Origin of the sequence: Pseudomonas sp. PB101, assembly GCF_009764265.1 — a bacterium.
GTDB lineage: Bacteria > Pseudomonadota > Gammaproteobacteria > Pseudomonadales > Pseudomonadaceae > Aquipseudomonas.
The window spans coordinates 1-17,816 of the sequence record NZ_RWIR01000095.1; the positions used below are offsets into that span (position 1 = coordinate 1).

Consider the following 17,816-nt stretch of genomic DNA (forward strand, 5'->3'; position numbering starts at 1 on the left):
GTTCGACGCAGTCGAACTCATCGCATGTAGGTGCCAGCGAAGCCAACCGGAGGGCGATGCCCCCGGATGAATGCCGGAGCGAAGGAACCCCGAGCTCTAGCGAGGGGCCGTACGCAAGGGGCGAGACCTTTTGGTTCCTTTTGGGGCGTTTGCCAAAAGGGACTCGCCGTAAGGGCGAAACCATAAGCCGCCGTTACCTAAAAAACGGATATGTACACAGTCAAGAACAAACATCCAAAGCCATAAACTGACCGATCCGCGACCGCAACCACCGCTCCGCCGGATCATTGTCATGCACCCCGCTCCAGGCCATCGACAACTGCGCCGCCTCGATCTCGAACGGCGGATCCTCGGCCCGCAACCCACACCCCTCCACCAACGCACACGCCGCATAATCCGGCACCGTGGCAATCATCTCGGTCCCGGCGAGCAACGCCCGCAACCCACTGAACTGCGGCACCCCCAACACCACACGACGACTACGCCCGACCTTCGCCAGATCCAGATCGATATTGCCGCTCAAGTCCCCCGAGAACGACACCATCGCATGAGGCCGCTCGCAGTACTCGTCCAGGCTCAGCGTCCCCGGCCGGGTATCACCGCGCAGCACCTTGCAGGGAATATCGCGCAGCTTCCTGCGCTTGGCATTGGCCGGCAGGTCCGTGGTGTAGCTCACGCCCACCGAGATCTCCCCCGACGCCAGCAACGCCGGCATCAACAGGTAATTGGCCCGCCGAACGACCACGACAATCCCCGGCGCCTCTTCCTGCAACTGCCGCAGCAACGGCGGAAACAGGCCGAACTCGGCATCGTCCGACAGCCCGATGCGAAACACATCGCAACTGGTCGCCGGATCAAACTCCTTGGCCCGGCTGACCGCACCGGAAATGGTGTCCATCGCCGGTTGCAGCTCCTTGAGAATCGCCAGCGCCCGTGCCGTCGGCTCCATGCCGCGACCGTTGCGCAGCAGCAAGGGGTCGTCGAACAGATCGCGCAAACGCCCCAGCGCGGCACTCACCGCCGGTTGACCCATGAACAGTTTTTCGGCGACGCGGGTCAGGTTCTTTTCGAACATCAGGGCTTCGAAAATCACCAACAGGTTCATGTCGACGCGACGCAGATCGTTACGGTTCATAGGCACTGTTCCCTTGTGTATTCAGCCAGGCGCGAGGCCCGGAATTGTGTCTGACTTTATCCGGGACGTCCCGCGTTGAACGAGGAATTAACAACGATTAACTCGCAAGCCAGAGCCTTCGGCACCAAGAATGAAGCCTACCGACTCGGACATTCGCCATGGCTCACGTTCAGCAAAATGCCGCCCCCGCGCCATTCACGCCGGCGCCAAAGAAAAGCACCGGCGGCCTCAGCCCGCATCGCGAACGGTTGGTCAAACGACTGATCCTCGAACGCCTCGGCGACAGCCTGGAAGTCACCGAGCTGGCTCAGGCCTGCGCCCTCTCGCGCAGTCATTTCTCCCGCGCCTTCAAGTGCAGCACCGGCCGCTCGCCGCAGGACTGGATTCGCCAGCAGCGCGTCACCCTGGCCAAGCAATTGATCCAGTACACCGACATGAGCCTGACGCAGATCAGCCTCGAATGCGGCTTCTGCGATCAGGCGCACTTCTGCCACATCTTCACCCGCAGCGAAGGCATCAATCCGTTTGCCTGGCGCTGTCAGTTTGTTCGCGGCACCGCTCATAAGGAAAAAAGATCGCAGACTGCGCCGGCGATCTTTTGACCTGGCGTGTCAGCTTTCCAGAAACGCCAGCAGGTCAGCATTGAGCTGATCCTTGTGGGTGTCCGTCAAACCGTGAGGAGCGCCCGGGTAAATCTTCAGGGTCGAGCCCTTTACCAGTTTGGCCGATGAGACGCCCGCCGCTTCGTACGGCACCACCTGATCCGCGTCGCCATGCACCACCAGGGTCGGCACGTCGAACTTCTTCAAGTCTTCGGTGAAGTCGGTTTCCGAGAACGCCTTGATGCAGTCATGGGCGTTCTTGTGGCCGGCCATCATGCCTTGCATCCAGAACCAGTCGATCATGCCCTGGGACGGTTTCGCGCCGGGTTTGTTGAAGCCGAAGAACGGGCCGCTGGCGAGGTCGATGTACAGCTGCGAACGGTCAGCCAGGGAGGCCTGGCGGATGCCGTCGAACACGTCCAGCGGCAGGCCGCCGGGGTTGGCTTCGGTCTTGAGCATCAGCGGCGGCACCGCGGAAATCAGCCCGGCCTTGGCCACGCGGCCGGTGCCGTGGCGACCGATGTAACGCGCCACCTCGCCACCGCCGGTGGAGAAGCCGAACAGCACGGCGTTTTGCAGGTCGAGCAGCTCGATCAACTGCGCCAGGTCGTCGGCGTAATGGTCCATGTCATTGCCCGACCACGGTTGGCTGGAGCGCCCATGACCGCGACGGTCGTGGGCGATGACCCGGTAGCCCTTCGAGGCGAGGAAGATCATCTGCGATTCCCAGCTGTCGGCGTTGAGCGGCCAGCCGTGACTGAAGACAATCGGCTGACCGGTGCCCCAGTCCTTGTAGTAGATCTCGACGCCGTCGCGGGTAGTGAAGGTGCTCATGGGTGATGCCTCCTTAACGAGTTTTATTGGGGGGGGGGTGAATCAAACCGGCAGCCGGTTGATGCGATCGGCCAGGCGCGCCACCCGCTCGCCCAGGTGCGCGGCGGTGCAGCGATCTTCGGGCGGTGGGGCATCGTCGGGGGATTGCTCGACATTCGACTGGGCCATGGCGCCCAGTGAGCTGCCCAGGCGATTGAGTTGACCGTTGAACGCACCGGTGCTGGAGCGTGCCGGCAGCAGGTCGAGGCCGACCCAGATCATCGAGTGCTGGGCGGCGAACACCGCCATCTGCAGCAAGGTGTTGAGCTTGTCGCCGCACAGGCAGCCGGAATTGGTGAAGCCGGCGGCGAGCTTGTCGCGCCACGGCTGGGTCAGGTAGAACGCCGCCGTGGCTTCCATGAACGCCTTGAAGGCCGCCGAGGCACTGCCCATGTAGGTCGGCGCGCCAAAGATGATGGCGTCGGCGTTGTGCAGCCGTTCCCAGTGCTCGTGCACCTCCTCGACCGGGATCAATCGGCAGGTGCTGCCCTGATGACGCTCCACGCCAGCGGCCACCGCTTCGGCCAGGACCCGGGTGTGACCGTAGCCGCTGTGATAGATCACCACCACGTTGCTCATTGCCTGTCCTTGCGATGGATTGAATCCTTGGTGATTCTTGGACGCAGACCGGGCACACGACGAGTTAATCGTTGTTAATTTTCCATGGCGCGCAAAAAGCCCCGGCAAGCGTTGTCCATCTGTCGCGCCCAATGATCACGGGACCAACAGCCACTGGCCGATACGCTACAGTCTATGCCTGCCCCGTCAGTCACCCGGACGGCGCATTGCGCTGGCTGAAAAACCTGAGGAACATGCTCGAAAACCGCGTACTAGACGGATGCAGCAGGAGCGACTCGTTGACCCTATCCCCCGACCAGGCTGTGCATTTCGGCCCTTACCGGGTCTACCCCGGACAACGCCAGGTGATGGAGGCTGACCAGCCCTTGCGCCTGGGCCGGCGCGCCATGGACATCCTGTTGATCCTGCTGGAACACGCCGGCAATGTGGTCAGCAAGCAACAATTGATCGCCCGGGTCTGGCCCGACACTGTGGTCGAGGACATCAACCTGCGGGTGCACATGGCCGCGTTACGCAAGGCACTCGGCGACGGCCAGGCCGGCCAGCGCTACATCGTCACCGTGGCCCAACGCGGGTACAGCTTCGTCGCGCCCTGTTCGCTCGAACAGCCCGGACAGGCACCGGCACCCGCAGCTGCCGCGCCAAGCGTGCATAACCTGCCCGTACGCCGCACCCGCATGATCGGGCGGCAAACGCTGATCGACAACCTGGTGACGCAACTGCCCCGCCAGCGTTTCATCACCCTCGTCGGCCCCGGCGGCATCGGCAAGACCACCGTGGCCCTGCGGGTCGCCGAACTGATGATCGGCCACTACCGGGACGGCATTCGTCTGCTGGACCTGGCGCCGATCAACTGCCCGCTGATGATCGACGGCCACCTGGCGACGCTGCTCGAACTGGCCCTGCACGACGATGCCCCGCTTGACGGGCTTGCCGACCATCTGCGCGAGCGGCACATGCTGCTGGTCATCGACAATTGCGAACACCTGGTCGATGCCATCGCCCCGCTCTGCGAAAACATTCTGCGCGGTGCACCGCACGTGCACATCCTCACCACCAGCCGCGAGAGCCTGCGAGCCGAAGGGGAATTCGTCCAGCGCCTGGATTCACTCGACTGCCCGCCGCCCATCGCCGTCCTCGACCGCGCCCAGGCCATGACCTTTTCCGCCCTGCAACTGTTCGTCGAGCGGGCCATGACCAGCCACGACAGCTTTGAACTGACGGACGATGAGCTGCCGCTGTTGATCGACATCTGCCACCGACTGGACGGCATTCCGCTGGCCATCGAACTGGCTGCGGCGCAAGTGCGCGACTTCGGATTGCACGGATTGCTGGCACAGTTGCAAAGCAACCTGCGGGTGCTGAACCAGCCCGGCCAGGCGCCGCTGGCACGCCATCAGACCTTGCGCGCAACCCTGGACTGGAGCTTCGAGCTGCTCAATGCCTGCGAAAAAACCTGCCTGCGCCGACTGAGCGTGTTTCGCGGTGGCTTCACCCTGGCGTCGGCAGCGGCGGTGATCGTCGGCGAGCACATCGAACCCCGCGAGGTGTTCGGTTCGATCACCCAGTTGGTCGCCAAGTCGCTGCTGAACGTGGAGGTGGGCGACGAAGACGTGTACTACCGCTTGCTCGATACCACCCGCCATTACGCCCTGGAACAGCTCACGCAGACCGCCGACCTGCCCGGCACCCGGGAACGGCATGCCGAGCGCTGCCTGGCGCTGATGCAACAGGCGCAGGAGGAATGGGAAAAAACCTCGACGGAGCTGTGGATCGAACGCTATGGCCGGGCACTGGAAGACATCCGCGCGGCGCTTGACTGGGGTTTGCACGCGCAGGGGCCACGGGCCCTGGCGATTCGCCTGGCCGCGACGTCCACCCCCTTGTGGCAGGAGCTGTCGCTGCTCAAGGAACATGGTGGTTATGTGCGCAAGGCGCTGGCCTTGCTCGATCAGTCGGCCGAGCCTTGCCCGCGCTTGAAGATGGCCCTCAAGCTGGCCTTGGGCAGTGCCTGCTACCACGCTCAGGGGGGTACCAGCGAAACCATTGGCGCCTTTGTCAGCGCCAGGACCCTGGCCAGGCAGCTCAATGACGTGGCCGGTCAGCTGCGGGCGATTTCCGGTCACCTGGCCGTCAACCTCAGCTGCGGTCATTATCAGATGGCCCTGGAGCAGAGCCGGCAATTCGACCGGCTCGGGCTGCACGACGACGCCGTGATGTCCTTGAGCACGCACCGGTTGCGCGTGCTGGCCCTGCATTTTTCCGGCGACCAGCATCAGGCCCGCGAGCATGCCGAACAGGTGCTGCAACGCATGGCCCATAGCGGTTATCTCAACCGATTCACCCATGGGTTCGGCGTGCAGTACGACCAGAGTGTCGCGGCGCTGACCATCCACGCGCGCATCCTCTGGCTGCAAGGCCAACCGGAACAGGCCTGGCGCGCTGCCCGGCAGGCGCAGGACATCGCGTTGCAGATCAACCACGGCACCTCGATCTGCTACACCCTGGCGCTCGCCGGCTGCCTGATCGCTCACTACAACGGCGATACCCGCAGCGCCCGCGAACTCCTGCGCCTGCTGCTGCAGCAGGCGCAGAAACACTCGGTTCTACTGTTCCATGACTGGGCGCAACACTATGCGCGGGTGATCGGCGGCGCCAAAGTTCGGCCAACCGACCGTCCAAGAGTCGGGCTGATCAAGGACATCATGGTCACGCTGGACTCGACCTGCGTCGACGACGATTTGCTTGAGCGCGCGCAAAACGCTGCGGCGGACTGGAGCACGGCGGAGATTCTGCGCGCCAGGGCCCAGGCGTTGCTGGCAACGGATTGTCCGGTCAGGGCCGCGACGGCCGAAACGCTGCTGCTCAAGGCACTCGACGTGGCCAAGGCCCAGGGCGCCCTGGCCTGGGAACTGCGCAGCGCCACCTCGCTGGCGCAGTTGTGGCAGCGTCAGGGCCAGCCCCGCCGGGCGCATGAGTTGCTGGCAACGGTCTACCAGCGCTTCACCGAAGGTTTTGCCACGCCAGACCTGATGACGGTGCGCCGGCTACTCGACGAGTTGCAATGCCACGTGCACGCCTGACGGCCTGTGCATTTGCCGGATGTAACCGGCATAACGCAGCTCCAGGGTGCGCAACTCGCCACTGAGTTCGAGCTTTTCCAGTGCGTAGGTGCGGGTGGTGTTGAGGAAGCGGTAACGGGTCACCCCGCCGCCCTGCTCCGGGGACAGCAGTGACTTGAGCGCGAGGCTCTCCATGACCTGGACCAGCTCGGCGACGGGCAGCCTGTCGCAGCTGATCACCCCGATCGCAGCGTCCCGGGTAAACGCCATCTTGAACACCGCCAGGCGCTGCAACACGGTTTGTTCCGCCGCAGTCAACCGTTCGTAGCTCCAGTCCAGCGCGGCCTTGAGGGTCTGATGCCGGGGAACGGCCGTGCGACGGCCCTGGGTCAATAACTGAAAACAGTTGCCGAGCTGGGCCTGCAACCCCACCAGCGCCAACGCATCGATCTGCGCTGCGGCCAGCTCGATCGCCAACGGCAGGCCATCCAGGCGCCGGCAGATTTCGCGCACGACCTTGAGGTCCTGTTCGCGCAGGGCGAAACCTTGCTGACGGGCCCGGGCACGGCTGACAAACAGCTGCACCGCCGAATACCCCATGACCTCGGCCACACTGCGCAGCGCCGAGGCCGGCGGCACCGCCAGCGGTGGCAGGCGCAGCACGGTTTCGCCCTCGGCCTTGAGCGGCTCGCGGCTGGTGGTGAGGATCGACAGTCGGGGCATCGACTGCAGCAGTGTCTCGACCAACGTGCGGCAGCGTTCAAGCAAGTGCTCGCAGTTGTCCAGCACCAACAGGGCATGGCGCTGCGACAGCGCCTCCAACGGCGTGCCGACCTTCAGCTCAAGGGTTCGCGCGAGATGATCGTTCACTTGTGCCGGGTCATCGATCGCCGCCAGGTCCACCAGCCACACGCCGTGTCGATAGTGCTGCAACAGCAGTTCGGCCACGCGCAGGGCCACGGTGGTCTTGCCGATCCCGCAAGGCCCGACCAGGGTCATGAAACGCCGGACCGGCAACTGCCGCACCAGGCTGCCGACAATGGCATCGCGCCCGGTGATCGATGTGAGCCGCGCCGGCAGGTTGTGCAGGGGCTTTTGTACGGTCTCGTCGGGGAACGTGGCGGGCGCTGGCGAGTGCTCGACCGCAGCGACAAAGCTGTAGCCGCGCTGGGGAATATTGACGATGTAGCACTGGCCGTTCTGGCCGTCGCCCAGGGCACGACGCAACGCGGCAATGTGCACGCGCAGGTTGATCTCTTCGACCACCGAGCGCGGCCAGACCTGCGCAATCAACGCTTCCTTGCTGACCACCGAGCCCGCGTGCTCGACCAGCACCTGCAACACATCCAGGGCACGGCCACCCAGGCGCAATGGCCGATCGCCCTCCAGCACCAGTCGCTGACCGAGGTGAAAGGCATAGGGACCAAATCGCAGTACCGCTTCGCTGTTCAAATCTCTGAGGCTGTTCATGCGCTGTTACCCGCTGGAAGCCTGGCTCGGTACGCGAGTCCATCCCAGGCTCCGCACCTTCCTTGCAATGAGTTCACCGGTATCTTGGCAGGCCACGGTGATCGTACAACTGTCACGGGGGGAGCGTCACGGCCATTGCGGTGCGCAGAACGGACACACGCGCCCTAGCTGAACTGCTCGCGGTACTGAGTCGGCGTCAGGCCGAGTTTTTCACTGAACAGAAAGCGCATGTGCCGCACGCTGCCGAAGCCGCTTTTGAACGCCACGGTCTTGAGCGGCAACTCGGTGGTTTCCAGCAGGTTCCTCGCGCAATCGATGCGCGCGCTTTGCAGAAACTCCATGGGCGTCATGTTCACATCCCGGGCGAACACCCTGGCGAAGTGACGCGGGCTCATGTTGGCCAGGCCCGCCATGCATTCGATGCTGTAGCTCTCGCCAAGGTGTTCAAGCACATGGTTCTGCACCCGGGTAATCGCCGTTTCGTGGGGCGCCACCGCCGCGGTCAGCGGGCTGAACTGCGCCTGCCCGCCCTGGCGTTTCATCACCACCAGTAGCACCTTGGCCACGTCCTGGGCGACCTTTTTGCCATGATCCTGGGCCACCACCGACAAGGCCAGGTCGATCCCGGCGGTGACGCCGCCGGACGTGATCAGGTTGCGGTCCTGGACGAAGATCTGATCGGTCTCGACGGTCGCCTTCGGGAAGCCCTTGATCAGCCGCTCGGTGTAGTGCCAGTGAGTGGTGACACGATAGCCATCGAGCAACCCCGCATGCCCCAACACGAACGCCCCGGTGCAGATCGAGCCATAACCGGCCGACCTGCCGACGTTGTGCCTGAGCCAGTCGAGCAACGGCGGATGCCTTTCGTTATAGGCACCGGGCCCACCGGGAACCAGCAGCAAATCAAAACCTTCGCAGGCCTGATCGATGTGCCGGTCGGCCTGCACGCTCACCCCGTTGGACGCCCGCAGTGCGCCGGGCTCGGTGCCGAGGGTCGACAGGACATAATGATCGTCAGGCTTCAGATAACGATTGGCGATGGAAAACACTTCCATGGGCCCGGCCATGTCGAGCAGGAGAAAATCGGGAAACAGCACCATTGCCACGGTTTTCATGGGTTGGAATTCACTGGGATCAAATCAGGAAACATTGAAGGACATTGAAACTGCCACAAATCATGGCGAATTATGCCTCAAACATCGGCGACTCATTCCACAAACAACTGTCAACTCAGACAGGACAGTATTTCAATTTCCACCTACTTATTGCACAAACCAGTAAACATTAACCTTCTCCTCACTCGGACGAATTCACGTCCCCACAGGAGATTTCATCATGCTGACTCTTCGCAAAGCCTCGGATCGTGGCCTGGCCAATCACGGCTGGTTGAAGTCCTTCCACACCTTTTCCTTCGCCAACTATCGCAACCCGAAAGAGCAGGGTTTTTCCGACCTGTTGGTGATCAATGACGACCGCGTCGCCGCCGGTAAAGGCTTCGGCCAGCACCCGCACCGTGACATGGAGATTTTCTCCTACGTGCTTGAAGGTGCCCTGGAACACAAGGACACCCTGGGCACCGGTTCGGTCATCCGCCCCGGCGACGTGCAATTGATGAGTGCAGGCAGCGGCGTGGCCCACAGTGAGTTCAACCACTCCAGCACCCGGCCGGTGCACTTCCTGCAGATCTGGATCGTGCCCGAGGTCAGCGGCGCCAAACCGCGCTATCAGCAAGAGCACTTCAGCACCCAGAAAAAACGCGGGCGTTTGCAGTTGATCATCTCGCCGGACGGCGCCAAGGGTTCGCTCAAGGTGCGTCAGGATGCGCGGGTGTATGCCGGCCTGATCGACGGCAAGGAAAGCGCCACCCTTGAACTTGCCGCCAACCGCTACGCCTATGTGCACGTGGCCCGGGGCAGCGTCGAGCTCAACGGAATGTTGTTGCAGGAAGGCGACGGTGTGCGGGTCCGCGATGAACAGGCGCTGACCTTGAGCAACGGCGTGGACGCCGAAGTGCTGGTGTTCGACCTGCGGCCACAGGAACTGCCGCAAATGCCATGATCCACCCCCTGTGGTAGATCCCTGTGGGAGCGAGCTTGCTCGCGAAGGCGGAGTGTCAGACGACATCACTGTTGAATGACCTATCGCTTTCGCGAGCAGGCTCGCTCCCACAGGATTTGTGGCCCCGGGATTTACTCGCCGGTCCCGGCAAACCCCGCGACAATCTCATCGATCACCGCCCGCACCCTGGCCGTATGCCGCAGGTCTGCGTGGGTCACCAGCCAGATGTCATAGGGCAACGGTCGCGAACGCTCCGGCCACAACCTGACCAGCCCTTCCTTCTCCCCGATGTACAGCGGGATTTCGCCGACCCCGATCCCCGCTGCAATCGAGCGACGCACCAGCAGGCTGGAACTGAAACTCGCGACAATCCGCCCGCGCGCCACCGGTTCCGAGACCAGCGTCATGTCCTTGTTGCCCTGCAAATACGGTTGGTACACCACCAGGTCATGCCCGGCGAACGCCGAGCCCGGCTCCGGCACGCCGTGGGCATCGATATAGGCTTGCGAGGCAAACAACCCCACCGGCCAGCGAGCGATGCGCCGGGCGATCAGGTCCGGGTTGTCCGGCCGGGTGTTGCGCACGGCGATGTCGGCCTCGCGTTTTGCCAGGCTGAGAATCTGCGTGGTGGCGTCCAGTTGCACCCGTACATCGGGGTGTTGTCGATGCAGGCGGGCAATCGCCGGGATCAGGAAATCAATCGCCAGGGAATCGGTGGTGCTGACGCGAACCGTGCCGGTCAGGCGATCGTCCAGGCCCTGGATCTGGCGTTCGAGCTCCAGGGCCGAATGCTCCATTTTCTCCACCGCCTTGAGCGCCGCTTCGCCGACCGCCGTCAGCGCGTAACCCTCGGATGTGCGCAGGAACAAGGTCGCACTCAATGACTTTTCCAGTGCAGTGATCCGCCGGCCGACGGTGGCCTGGTCGACTGCCAACACCCGCGCCGCGCCGCGCAACGTCGATTCACGGCAAACCGCGAGAAATACCCGGGCGTCATCCCAATTCATTGCGCTTCCCCATGATGCAATTACGCATCAGCATAGCGCGTATTCGCTGCATTAATGCTTCGATAGATCTCGATATGCTTTGGGCCTGAGTGATTTCACAGGACAACGCACATGCACCGTTCATCTACTCCCTTCCCCCCTGCGCCCGGCGCAATCTGGCTGCCGATCTTCGCCGGCCTCTGCGCCAGCCTGGTGAGCATCGGCCTGGCACGTTTTGCCTACGTTCGCCCGAATCATTAACACTCAATACAGGTATATGAAATGACCCTGCCGCAAACCATGACCCTGATCGACATCACCGAACCCGGTGGCCCCGAAGTCCTGCAACCACGCCAGGTGCCTGTGCCTGTTGCCGAGGCCGGCGAGATACTGATCCGCGTGCACGCCGCCGGGGTCAATCGCCCGGACGCGCTGCAACGGGCTGGCAAGTACCCGATGAAACCCGGCATGAATCCGAACCCGGGGCTGGAAGTGGCCGGCGAAGTGGTGGCGACTGGCGCGGGCGTCAGCGAGTTCGCGCTGGGCGACAAGGTCTGCGCCCTGACCAATGGCGGCGGATACGCGCAATACTGCGTGGTCCCCGCCAGCCAGGCTTTGCCGGTCCCCGAAGGCATGGACTGGGTGCAGGCGGCAGCCATCCCGGAAACTTTCTTCACGGTGTGGGCCAATCTGTTCGGCCTTGGCGGCGCCCGCCAGGGGCAGCGCGCTTTGATCCACGGCGGCACCAGCGGTATCGGCACGACCGCATTGATGCTCTGCCGCGAACTGGGCATTGAAGCGTTCGCCACCGCTGGCAGCGAAGAAAAATGCGCCGCGATCCGCGAACTGGGCGCCGAGGCGATCAACTATCGCGAGCAGGACTTTGTGCGGGTCATCGCCGAAAAAACCGAAGGCCAGGGCGTCAACGTGATTCTCGACATCATGGGCGGCTCGTACCTCAACAACAATGTGGCGGCACTGGCGATGGAGGGTCGCCTGGTGATGCTCGGCTTCCTCGGCGGCGCTCACGCCAGGGAGGTCGACTTGCTGACGATCATGGCCAAGCGCGCCGTTGTCACCGGCTCCCTGCTGCGCTCGCGGACCCGGGAAGAAAAAGCCGCCATCGCCCAACAATTGCACGAACACGTATGGCCAGTGCTGAACGCCGGACGCTGCCTGCCGATGATCGACCGGGTTTACTCGCTCACTGACGCGGCGCAGGCCCACACGCGGATGGAAGCGGGAGAGCATATCGGCAAGATCGTCCTGCGCGTGGACTGATCGGGCAGGCAGCATTTTGTAACCGTTGTCCCTCAACGATGGTCGGATAAATCTCCTGACGCACGGGTTCATCTGTTAAAACCCGTGCTTCACGTTCTGCTGGACCGTCCGATGTCTGCTCCCCTCCTCGCTCGTTTGCGTCGACGCTGGTTGTCGTTGTTGTGCATGGCCGTGCTGGTCGTCGGCTTGCCGGTGAGTTGCGGGGCGCTCAAATACAAAGAGCGCGAGCTGCTGTTCCGCATCGAGCCGGGCAACGCAGGCTGGTATCGCGGCCTGCCGCAGGACGTTCAGGAATTCGATATCAAGCCCGCGAGCTTCAAGGCCGGGCAAAACCTGCATGCCTGGTGGTGGCCGGCCGCTCGCCGCGATGCGCCGTCCATCCTCTACCTGCACGGCGTGCGCTGGAACCTCACGGGCCAGGCGTTTCGCATCGCGCAATTGCGCGCCATGGGCTATTCGGTGCTGGCCATCGACTACCGTGGCTTCGGTCAGAGCAAAGGGGATCTGCCCTCCGAAGCCAGTGTGTATGAAGACGCGCGCATCGCCTGGGAGCGCTTCACCGCGATGCAACCGGACGCCAACAAGCGCCTGATCTACGGGCACTCACTGGGCGGGGCGGTTGCCATCGACCTCGCGGCAGACCTGGCTGCCCAGGCGAAAAAGCAGCACGTCCCGGTGCCGGTGCGCGGCCTGGTCATCGAGTCTTCCTTCACCTCATTGGGCGATGCGGTCGCCGAAGTCGCCAACAACAACCTGCCCGTGAACTGGCTACCGGTGCGCTGGCTGCTGTCGCAGAAGTTCGACTCTATCGACAAGATCGTCGAAATCGACATGCCGCTGCTGGTGGTCCACGGCCTGGCCGACTCGTTCATGCCTTCACGATTCAGCCAGCAATTGTTCAATGCCGCCCATGAACCCAAGCGCCTGCTTCTGATACCCGGCGGTACGCATAACAACAGCATGAGCCTGGGCGGTAGTCAGTATCGCCAGGCCCTTGAGGGCTTGATGAAGGCCGGCCCGCATCAGGTGGCCGGGCCGGTGGCGGTTCAGGGCTCGCAAGACTCCTGAAGCTTGTCGGTCTCTACGCCCTGCTCCCCCTGATAGCGCGCCCGATAGCGCCCGGGACTTTCCCCGGTCCACTTCTTGAACGCCCGATGGAAGGCGCTGGGCTCCTGGAAACCCAGTTGCTCGGCGATATCGCTGATGCTCGCGTCGCTCTGACGCAATTGCTCGAAGGCCACGCCACGGCGTACTTCGTCCTTGATCTCCTGATAGGAACAGCCTTCACGCTCGAGTTTGCGGCGGAAGGTGCTGGGGCTCAGGTGCTGTTCCAGGGCAAAGGCCTGCAGGGTCGGCCACTCGCTGTAATGACTGCCGCGCAAGCGCTGATGAACCTGCGCCGCCAGGCCATGCTGGTTGCGGAAGCGGATCACCAGCCATTGCGGCGCGGTACGCAAAAACACTTTCAGCGACGCCAGGTCCTGCACCACGGGCAAGCGCAAGTAATGGCTGGCAAATTCGATTTCGGTGCGCCCGGCGCCAAAGGTCAGGTTGGGACCCCAGAGCAGGCGGTCGTCGCCAAGCGACAGCCGTGAGTGGCGAAAGTCCGCGCGGTCAATGGGAATGCGCCGCCCGCCCAGCCAGCACAGCAGACTGATCATCAACACCAGGAAGGTTTCTTCGCCAAACCGGCTGGCATCGTCATCCGTCGAACGGGTTTCCAGGCTGATGACCGCTCGCTTGCCACGTACGGCGAGCGAGCCGCGAAAGTCGCGCAGGAACAAGCCGAAGTTGGCCAGGCACTGACGCATGGCCTTGTGCAGATCGGGTTCCTGAATCAAGGCGCGGCAGATCAGGGCGAAACTGCCCGGCGGCATGCCATGGGAGTCGAGCCCGAAAAACTCGTCGTCGAGCTCGCGGATCTGAATCAGCCATAGCGCCGCAAACGCATTGGCCGGCACCCGCGCCGTGGGTTGGTGCATGACCGCCGGATCAATGCCCGCCTGTTCGAGCACTGCCGTCACGCGCTGCGGGTCATCCCTCAGCCCATGGATCATTGCCTGCACGAAATAGGCGGCAACCGAGTCCTTTTCCCGCATTGGTACGCTTCTCTCTCATCACCCGAATGGCAAAAAACATCAGTGCCGTTGAACAGTTCCGGCATAGGACAACCGCCCTGCCGGCTCTAGACTCGCGGCAATAGTACGCCTTCGGCCGCATTCGCCGCCAAGGTATCGCAGGGTTTGATCGAAGGATGGGTACATGAATCTGCAAAACATCGGAGTGATCGGTGCGGGCACCATGGGCAACGGCATCGCACAGGTGTGCGCCACGGCCGGTTTCAGCGTGACCTTGCTCGACATTTCTGAAAGCGCTTTGCAAAAAGCCGTCGCAACGGTCGGTAAAAACCTCGACCGGCAGGTCGCCAAGGAAACCCTGACGCCGCAGCAGAAGCAGGCCACTCTGGACAGGATCCGTACCAGCACCGATTACAGCAGTTTGCGGGACGTGCAATTGGTGATCGAAGCGGCCACCGAAAACCTCGATCTGAAACTGCGAGTGCTGCAACAGATCGCCGCGCAAGTCAGCGGCGAATGCGTCATTGCCTCCAATACCTCGTCGCTGTCGATCACCCAGCTCGCTGCCAGTGTCAGCCAGCCTGAGCGCTTCATCGGCCTGCACTTCTTCAACCCGGTGCCGGTGATGGGCCTGATCGAAGTCATTCGCGGCCTGCAAACCAGTGATGCGACCCACAAACTGGCGCTGGACATGTCGACCACCCTCGGCAAAACCGCGATCACCGCCGGCAACCGTCCGGGCTTCGTGGTCAACCGGATCCTGGTGCCGATGATCAATGAGGCGATCCTGGTGTTCCAGGAAGGCCTGGCCAGCGCCGAAGACATCGACGCCGGCATGCGCCTGGGCTGCAATCAGCCTATCGGGCCGTTGGCCCTGGCGGACTTGATCGGCCTGGACACCCTGCTGTCGATCCTCGAAGCCTTCTATGACGGGTTCAACGACAGCAAATATCGCCCGGCGCCGCTGCTCAAGGAAATGGTCGCCGCCGGTTACCTGGGGCGCAAGACGGGGCGCGGCTTCCATGCCTATGCCTGAGCGTTGCTCGCGCTTTGCCGAGTACCGGGACAAGGTCCTGGAGCTGTTTGCCTGCAAGGGGTTCGGCCAGGTCGGCATGCGTGAGCTCGCGACGTGCCTGGGGCTCTCCCCAGGCTCGCTGTATCACCATTACCCGAGCAAACAGCATCTGCTGCTCGACCTGATCGAGGAGTTCTACGAGGAGTTGCTGGCTGCCCTGGGACGCATTCAGCAAAAAGCCCCGGGCAAACGCGACAAACTCAACAGCCTGATCCGCGCTCATCTGAATCTGCATCGGGAGATGCCCTGGCATTTCCGCCTGGTGGAGCGCGACAGTGGTTGCCTGAACGAAGAGCAGCAGGCACGGGTCGAGCAATTGCGCGAGCAATACGAACGCACCTTGCTGAAGATGCTGGGCGCGAAGTCCCGTTTCAGCGAGCAAGGCCTGCTGGCCGCCGGGCATGCCATTGGCGCCCTGCTCAACAGCGCCCCCAGCTGGCTGACGCCGCACTTGCTCGACGAGCAGGAGCGTGACGATCTGCTGGAAAGCATGGTCAGCGGCGCCATCGAACGTGTGCTGGCACCGCGGCGTATACCAGAGGCGATAAGCCTCGCGCGCCCTATCGAAAAAACATCTAAAGAAACACAAGCTCCGACAAAGATTTAGCGCTTTGCTTGTCGGCTCGACACAATCGGAATTCGCCGGAAAACCCGGCGTCCAAAACGATGTGTGTACCTGAGCACCTGGAGCCAATCATGAAAATCAATCCCTACCTTATCTTCAACGGCGACTGCAAAGCGGCCTTCACCTTCTATGCCCAGTGCCTGCAAGGCCAGCTCGAAGCCATGCTGACCTTCGGTGAATCCCCTGCCGCCAAGCATTGCCCCGAAGATCTGCACAACCTGATCATCCACACCCGCCTGGTGGTGGGCGATCAGGCAATCATGGGGTCGGACACCACGCCTGATCGCCCCGTCGACAAAATGAGCGCCTGTTCGATTTCTCTCAATGTCGACAGCATTGCCGAGGCCGAACGGGTCTTCAAGGCACTGGCAGAGGGCGGCGACGTGCAGATGCCGCTGGAGACCACGTTCTGGGCGACGCGCTTCGGCATGCTGGTCGACCGCTTTGGTGTGTCGTGGATGGTCAATTGCGAAAAGGATCAGTGAACGGCCCTTGTCCACCATCATGAAGGCACAAAAAAGCCCAACCTGAAAAGGTTGGGCGTTCTGGCAACTCCCGGTCTGTCTGCTACCGTCAACTAGCCACATGGATAGCAACGGACCCGAGGAGGAAATCCACTATGCCGGCCCATGACCTGTCCTGGTCGACCTGCTTCAAACTCTTGCTGCTGGCAGGCGGGCTGATGACCAGCCTGCTGACACTCAGTGGCTGCGCCAGTGTCGACGCACAGACCACCGCCTATGTCGGCGTGGAACATCCCGCTCCGACATCGCCCGACGAGGTGGTCGTGCTGCGCTCCGAACCCCTGCGTCCGCATGTACGCCTGGGTGAGGTGTTGATCGACGCCACCGTCGACCCTGCCCCGCCGATTACCGAAGTCGAACAGAAGCTGCGGGAAGAAGCCGCCAAGCTCGGCGGCGACGCGGTGGTGGTCGTCTATGACCACATTCAGGCGGTGGGTGCCTATGCCAGCGGACCGCTGTGGGCACGCGACGTAACGACGATCGAGGGACGCAAACTCAAGGGCATCGTAATCAAGTACAAGTAGTTCCCCCCTACGCCCCGAAGACACCGTCAACGGAGATCGAACTTGAATGATGTGGTGATCGCTCTCATCGTGTTTGCCTGCCTGTTCGGTAGCGCACTACTGGGCTCATGCATAAGGGAGCGATTGCCGAGCCATCATCTGAGCGATGACTCCGTGGCGGTGGTGAAACTGGCCACCGGCCTCATCGCAACGATGTCGGCGCTGGTCCTCGGCCTGCTTGTTTCCTCTGCCAAAGGCACCTTTGATACGGCCAATGCCGAACTGGAGGGGGCTGCGGCGAAAGTGGTTCAATTCGATCGCGTGCTGGCCCGCTATGGGCCGGACACCCAGGGCATCCGTACCGAGCTCAAGCACAACTACGCCGAAGTCACCCACGTGCTCGCTTCCCGCGATCAGCATCAGATTGCAAAACTCGATAGCCCCGAAGTCATCCATCGCTCCGAAGGTCTGCAACGCCAGGTCGAATCACTTTCGCCAGGCAACGATGACCAGCGCTCGCTCAAGGCCCAGGCGTTGCAAGACATGGACACGGTTTTTGCCACCCGCTGGCTGACGCTGCTGCAAGCCAATCAATCGATCCCGCCGGTGATGCTGGTGATTCTGGTCACGTGGCTGGCGATCATTTTCGGCTCGTTCGGCCTCTTCGCACCGCGCAACGGCACCATTGTCGTCGTGTTGTTGATGTGCGCCCTGTCGACGGGGGCAACCATCTTGCTGGTGGAGGAACTCAATCGACCGCTTGATGGTTTTATCTGCGTGTCACTGGAACCGCTGGAACACATACTGGAGCGGTTGGGGCAGTAGTTTCGATTTTCTGCGCACAAAAACAAAACCCCAACTGCTTTCGCAATTGGGGTTTCGGAATTTAATCTTGACGATGACCTACTCTCACATGGGGAAACCCCACACTACCATCGGCGATGCATCGTTTCACTGCTGAGTTC

Annotated in this window: 18 protein-coding genes; 11 read left to right on the forward strand and 7 right to left on the reverse strand. The window is 62.5% G+C overall.

Features of this window, described 5'->3' with window-relative positions; translation table 11 throughout:
* Window positions 1-220: 220 nt before the first annotated feature.
* Window positions 221-1,135 carry a LysR family transcriptional regulator gene (locus EI969_RS29740; RefSeq protein ID WP_160390831.1) on the reverse strand — a complete coding sequence of 305 codons (915 nt, stop codon included), beginning with the start codon at window positions 1,133-1,135 and terminating at the stop codon, window positions 221-223.
* A gap of 158 nt (window positions 1,136-1,293) precedes the next feature.
* On the opposite strand from EI969_RS29740, the gene EI969_RS29745 reads away from it, so the two are divergent.
* Window positions 1,294-1,737, forward strand: a complete 444-nt coding sequence (locus EI969_RS29745) for a helix-turn-helix domain-containing protein (RefSeq protein ID WP_160390832.1) — start codon at window positions 1,294-1,296, stop codon at window positions 1,735-1,737.
* Window positions 1,738-1,746: 9 nt separating this feature from the next.
* Here the strand turns inward: EI969_RS29745 and EI969_RS29750 are convergent, their stop codons facing one another.
* Window positions 1,747-2,571, reverse strand: a complete 825-nt coding sequence (locus EI969_RS29750) for an alpha/beta fold hydrolase (RefSeq protein ID WP_160390833.1) — start codon at window positions 2,569-2,571, stop codon at window positions 1,747-1,749.
* Between the two features lie 42 nt (window positions 2,572-2,613).
* A complete protein-coding gene (locus EI969_RS29755) occupies window positions 2,614-3,189 on the reverse strand; it encodes a flavodoxin family protein (protein ID WP_150718844.1) in 576 nt (191 codons plus the stop codon).
* A gap of 278 nt (window positions 3,190-3,467) precedes the next feature.
* Between EI969_RS29755 and EI969_RS29760 the strand changes: the two genes are divergently transcribed.
* Window positions 3,468-6,272, forward strand: coding sequence for a winged helix-turn-helix domain-containing protein (locus EI969_RS29760; RefSeq protein ID WP_160390834.1), 2,805 nt, complete (start codon window positions 3,468-3,470; stop codon window positions 6,270-6,272).
* On the opposite strand, the gene EI969_RS29765 is transcribed toward EI969_RS29760, so the two are convergent.
* Window positions 6,237-7,721, reverse strand: a complete 1,485-nt coding sequence (locus tag EI969_RS29765) for a winged helix-turn-helix domain-containing protein (protein ID WP_160390835.1) — start codon at window positions 7,719-7,721, stop codon at window positions 6,237-6,239. The genes EI969_RS29760 and EI969_RS29765 overlap by 36 nt on opposite strands.
* A 164-nt stretch (window positions 7,722-7,885) precedes the next feature.
* Entirely contained in the window at window positions 7,886-8,836 is a 951-nt protein-coding gene (locus EI969_RS29770) for a GlxA family transcriptional regulator (protein WP_160390836.1), read from the reverse strand.
* A 220-nt stretch (window positions 8,837-9,056) separates the two neighbouring features.
* Between EI969_RS29770 and EI969_RS29775 the strand changes: the two genes are divergently transcribed.
* A complete protein-coding gene (locus EI969_RS29775) occupies window positions 9,057-9,779 on the forward strand; it encodes a pirin family protein (RefSeq protein ID WP_160390837.1) in 723 nt (240 codons plus the stop codon).
* A 131-nt stretch (window positions 9,780-9,910) separates the two neighbouring features.
* Here the strand turns inward: EI969_RS29775 and EI969_RS29780 are convergent, their stop codons facing one another.
* A complete protein-coding gene (locus EI969_RS29780; RefSeq protein WP_160390838.1) occupies window positions 9,911-10,786 on the reverse strand; it encodes a LysR family transcriptional regulator in 876 nt (291 codons plus the stop codon).
* A 111-nt stretch (window positions 10,787-10,897) separates the two neighbouring features.
* Between EI969_RS29780 and EI969_RS30740 the strand changes: the two genes are divergently transcribed.
* The 3 genes from EI969_RS30740 (at window position 10,898) to EI969_RS29790 (ending at window position 13,114) form a co-directional block, all read left to right on the forward strand.
* Window positions 10,898-11,026: a hypothetical protein gene (locus EI969_RS30740; RefSeq protein WP_256678384.1), complete on the forward strand. Its 129-nt coding sequence runs from the start codon at window positions 10,898-10,900 to the stop codon at window positions 11,024-11,026.
* Window positions 11,027-11,047: 21 nt separating this feature from the next.
* Window positions 11,048-12,046 carry an NAD(P)H-quinone oxidoreductase gene (locus EI969_RS29785; RefSeq protein WP_160390839.1) on the forward strand — a complete coding sequence of 333 codons (999 nt, stop codon included), beginning with the start codon at window positions 11,048-11,050 and terminating at the stop codon, window positions 12,044-12,046.
* A gap of 111 nt (window positions 12,047-12,157) precedes the next feature.
* Entirely contained in the window at window positions 12,158-13,114 is a 957-nt protein-coding gene (locus EI969_RS29790; protein WP_160390840.1) for an alpha/beta hydrolase, read from the forward strand.
* On the opposite strand, the gene EI969_RS29795 is transcribed toward EI969_RS29790, so the two are convergent.
* Complete coding sequence (locus EI969_RS29795; protein WP_160390841.1) at window positions 13,093-14,145, reverse strand: AraC family transcriptional regulator; 1,053 nt, start codon at window positions 14,143-14,145, stop codon at window positions 13,093-13,095. The genes EI969_RS29790 and EI969_RS29795 overlap by 22 nt on opposite strands.
* A 163-nt stretch (window positions 14,146-14,308) precedes the next feature.
* On the opposite strand from EI969_RS29795, the gene EI969_RS29800 reads away from it, so the two are divergent.
* The 5 genes from EI969_RS29800 (at window position 14,309) to EI969_RS29820 (ending at window position 17,676) form a co-directional block, all read left to right on the forward strand.
* Complete coding sequence (locus EI969_RS29800; protein WP_160390842.1) at window positions 14,309-15,160, forward strand: 3-hydroxybutyryl-CoA dehydrogenase; 852 nt, start codon at window positions 14,309-14,311, stop codon at window positions 15,158-15,160.
* The gene (locus EI969_RS29805) at window positions 15,147-15,806 is read left to right on the forward strand and encodes a TetR/AcrR family transcriptional regulator (protein ID WP_160390843.1); all 660 of its coding nucleotides are present in this window, start codon (window positions 15,147-15,149) and stop codon (window positions 15,804-15,806) included. Before EI969_RS29800 ends, EI969_RS29805 begins: the two co-directional genes overlap by 14 nt.
* Before the next feature lie 89 nt (window positions 15,807-15,895).
* Window positions 15,896-16,309, forward strand: a complete 414-nt coding sequence (locus tag EI969_RS29810) for a VOC family protein (RefSeq protein ID WP_160390844.1) — start codon at window positions 15,896-15,898, stop codon at window positions 16,307-16,309.
* A gap of 134 nt (window positions 16,310-16,443) precedes the next feature.
* Window positions 16,444-16,872, forward strand: coding sequence for a hypothetical protein (locus EI969_RS29815; RefSeq protein WP_160390845.1), 429 nt, complete (start codon window positions 16,444-16,446; stop codon window positions 16,870-16,872).
* A gap of 54 nt (window positions 16,873-16,926) precedes the next feature.
* Complete coding sequence (locus EI969_RS29820; protein ID WP_371926050.1) at window positions 16,927-17,676, forward strand: hypothetical protein; 750 nt, start codon at window positions 16,927-16,929, stop codon at window positions 17,674-17,676.
* Window positions 17,677-17,816 lie beyond the last annotated feature (140 nt).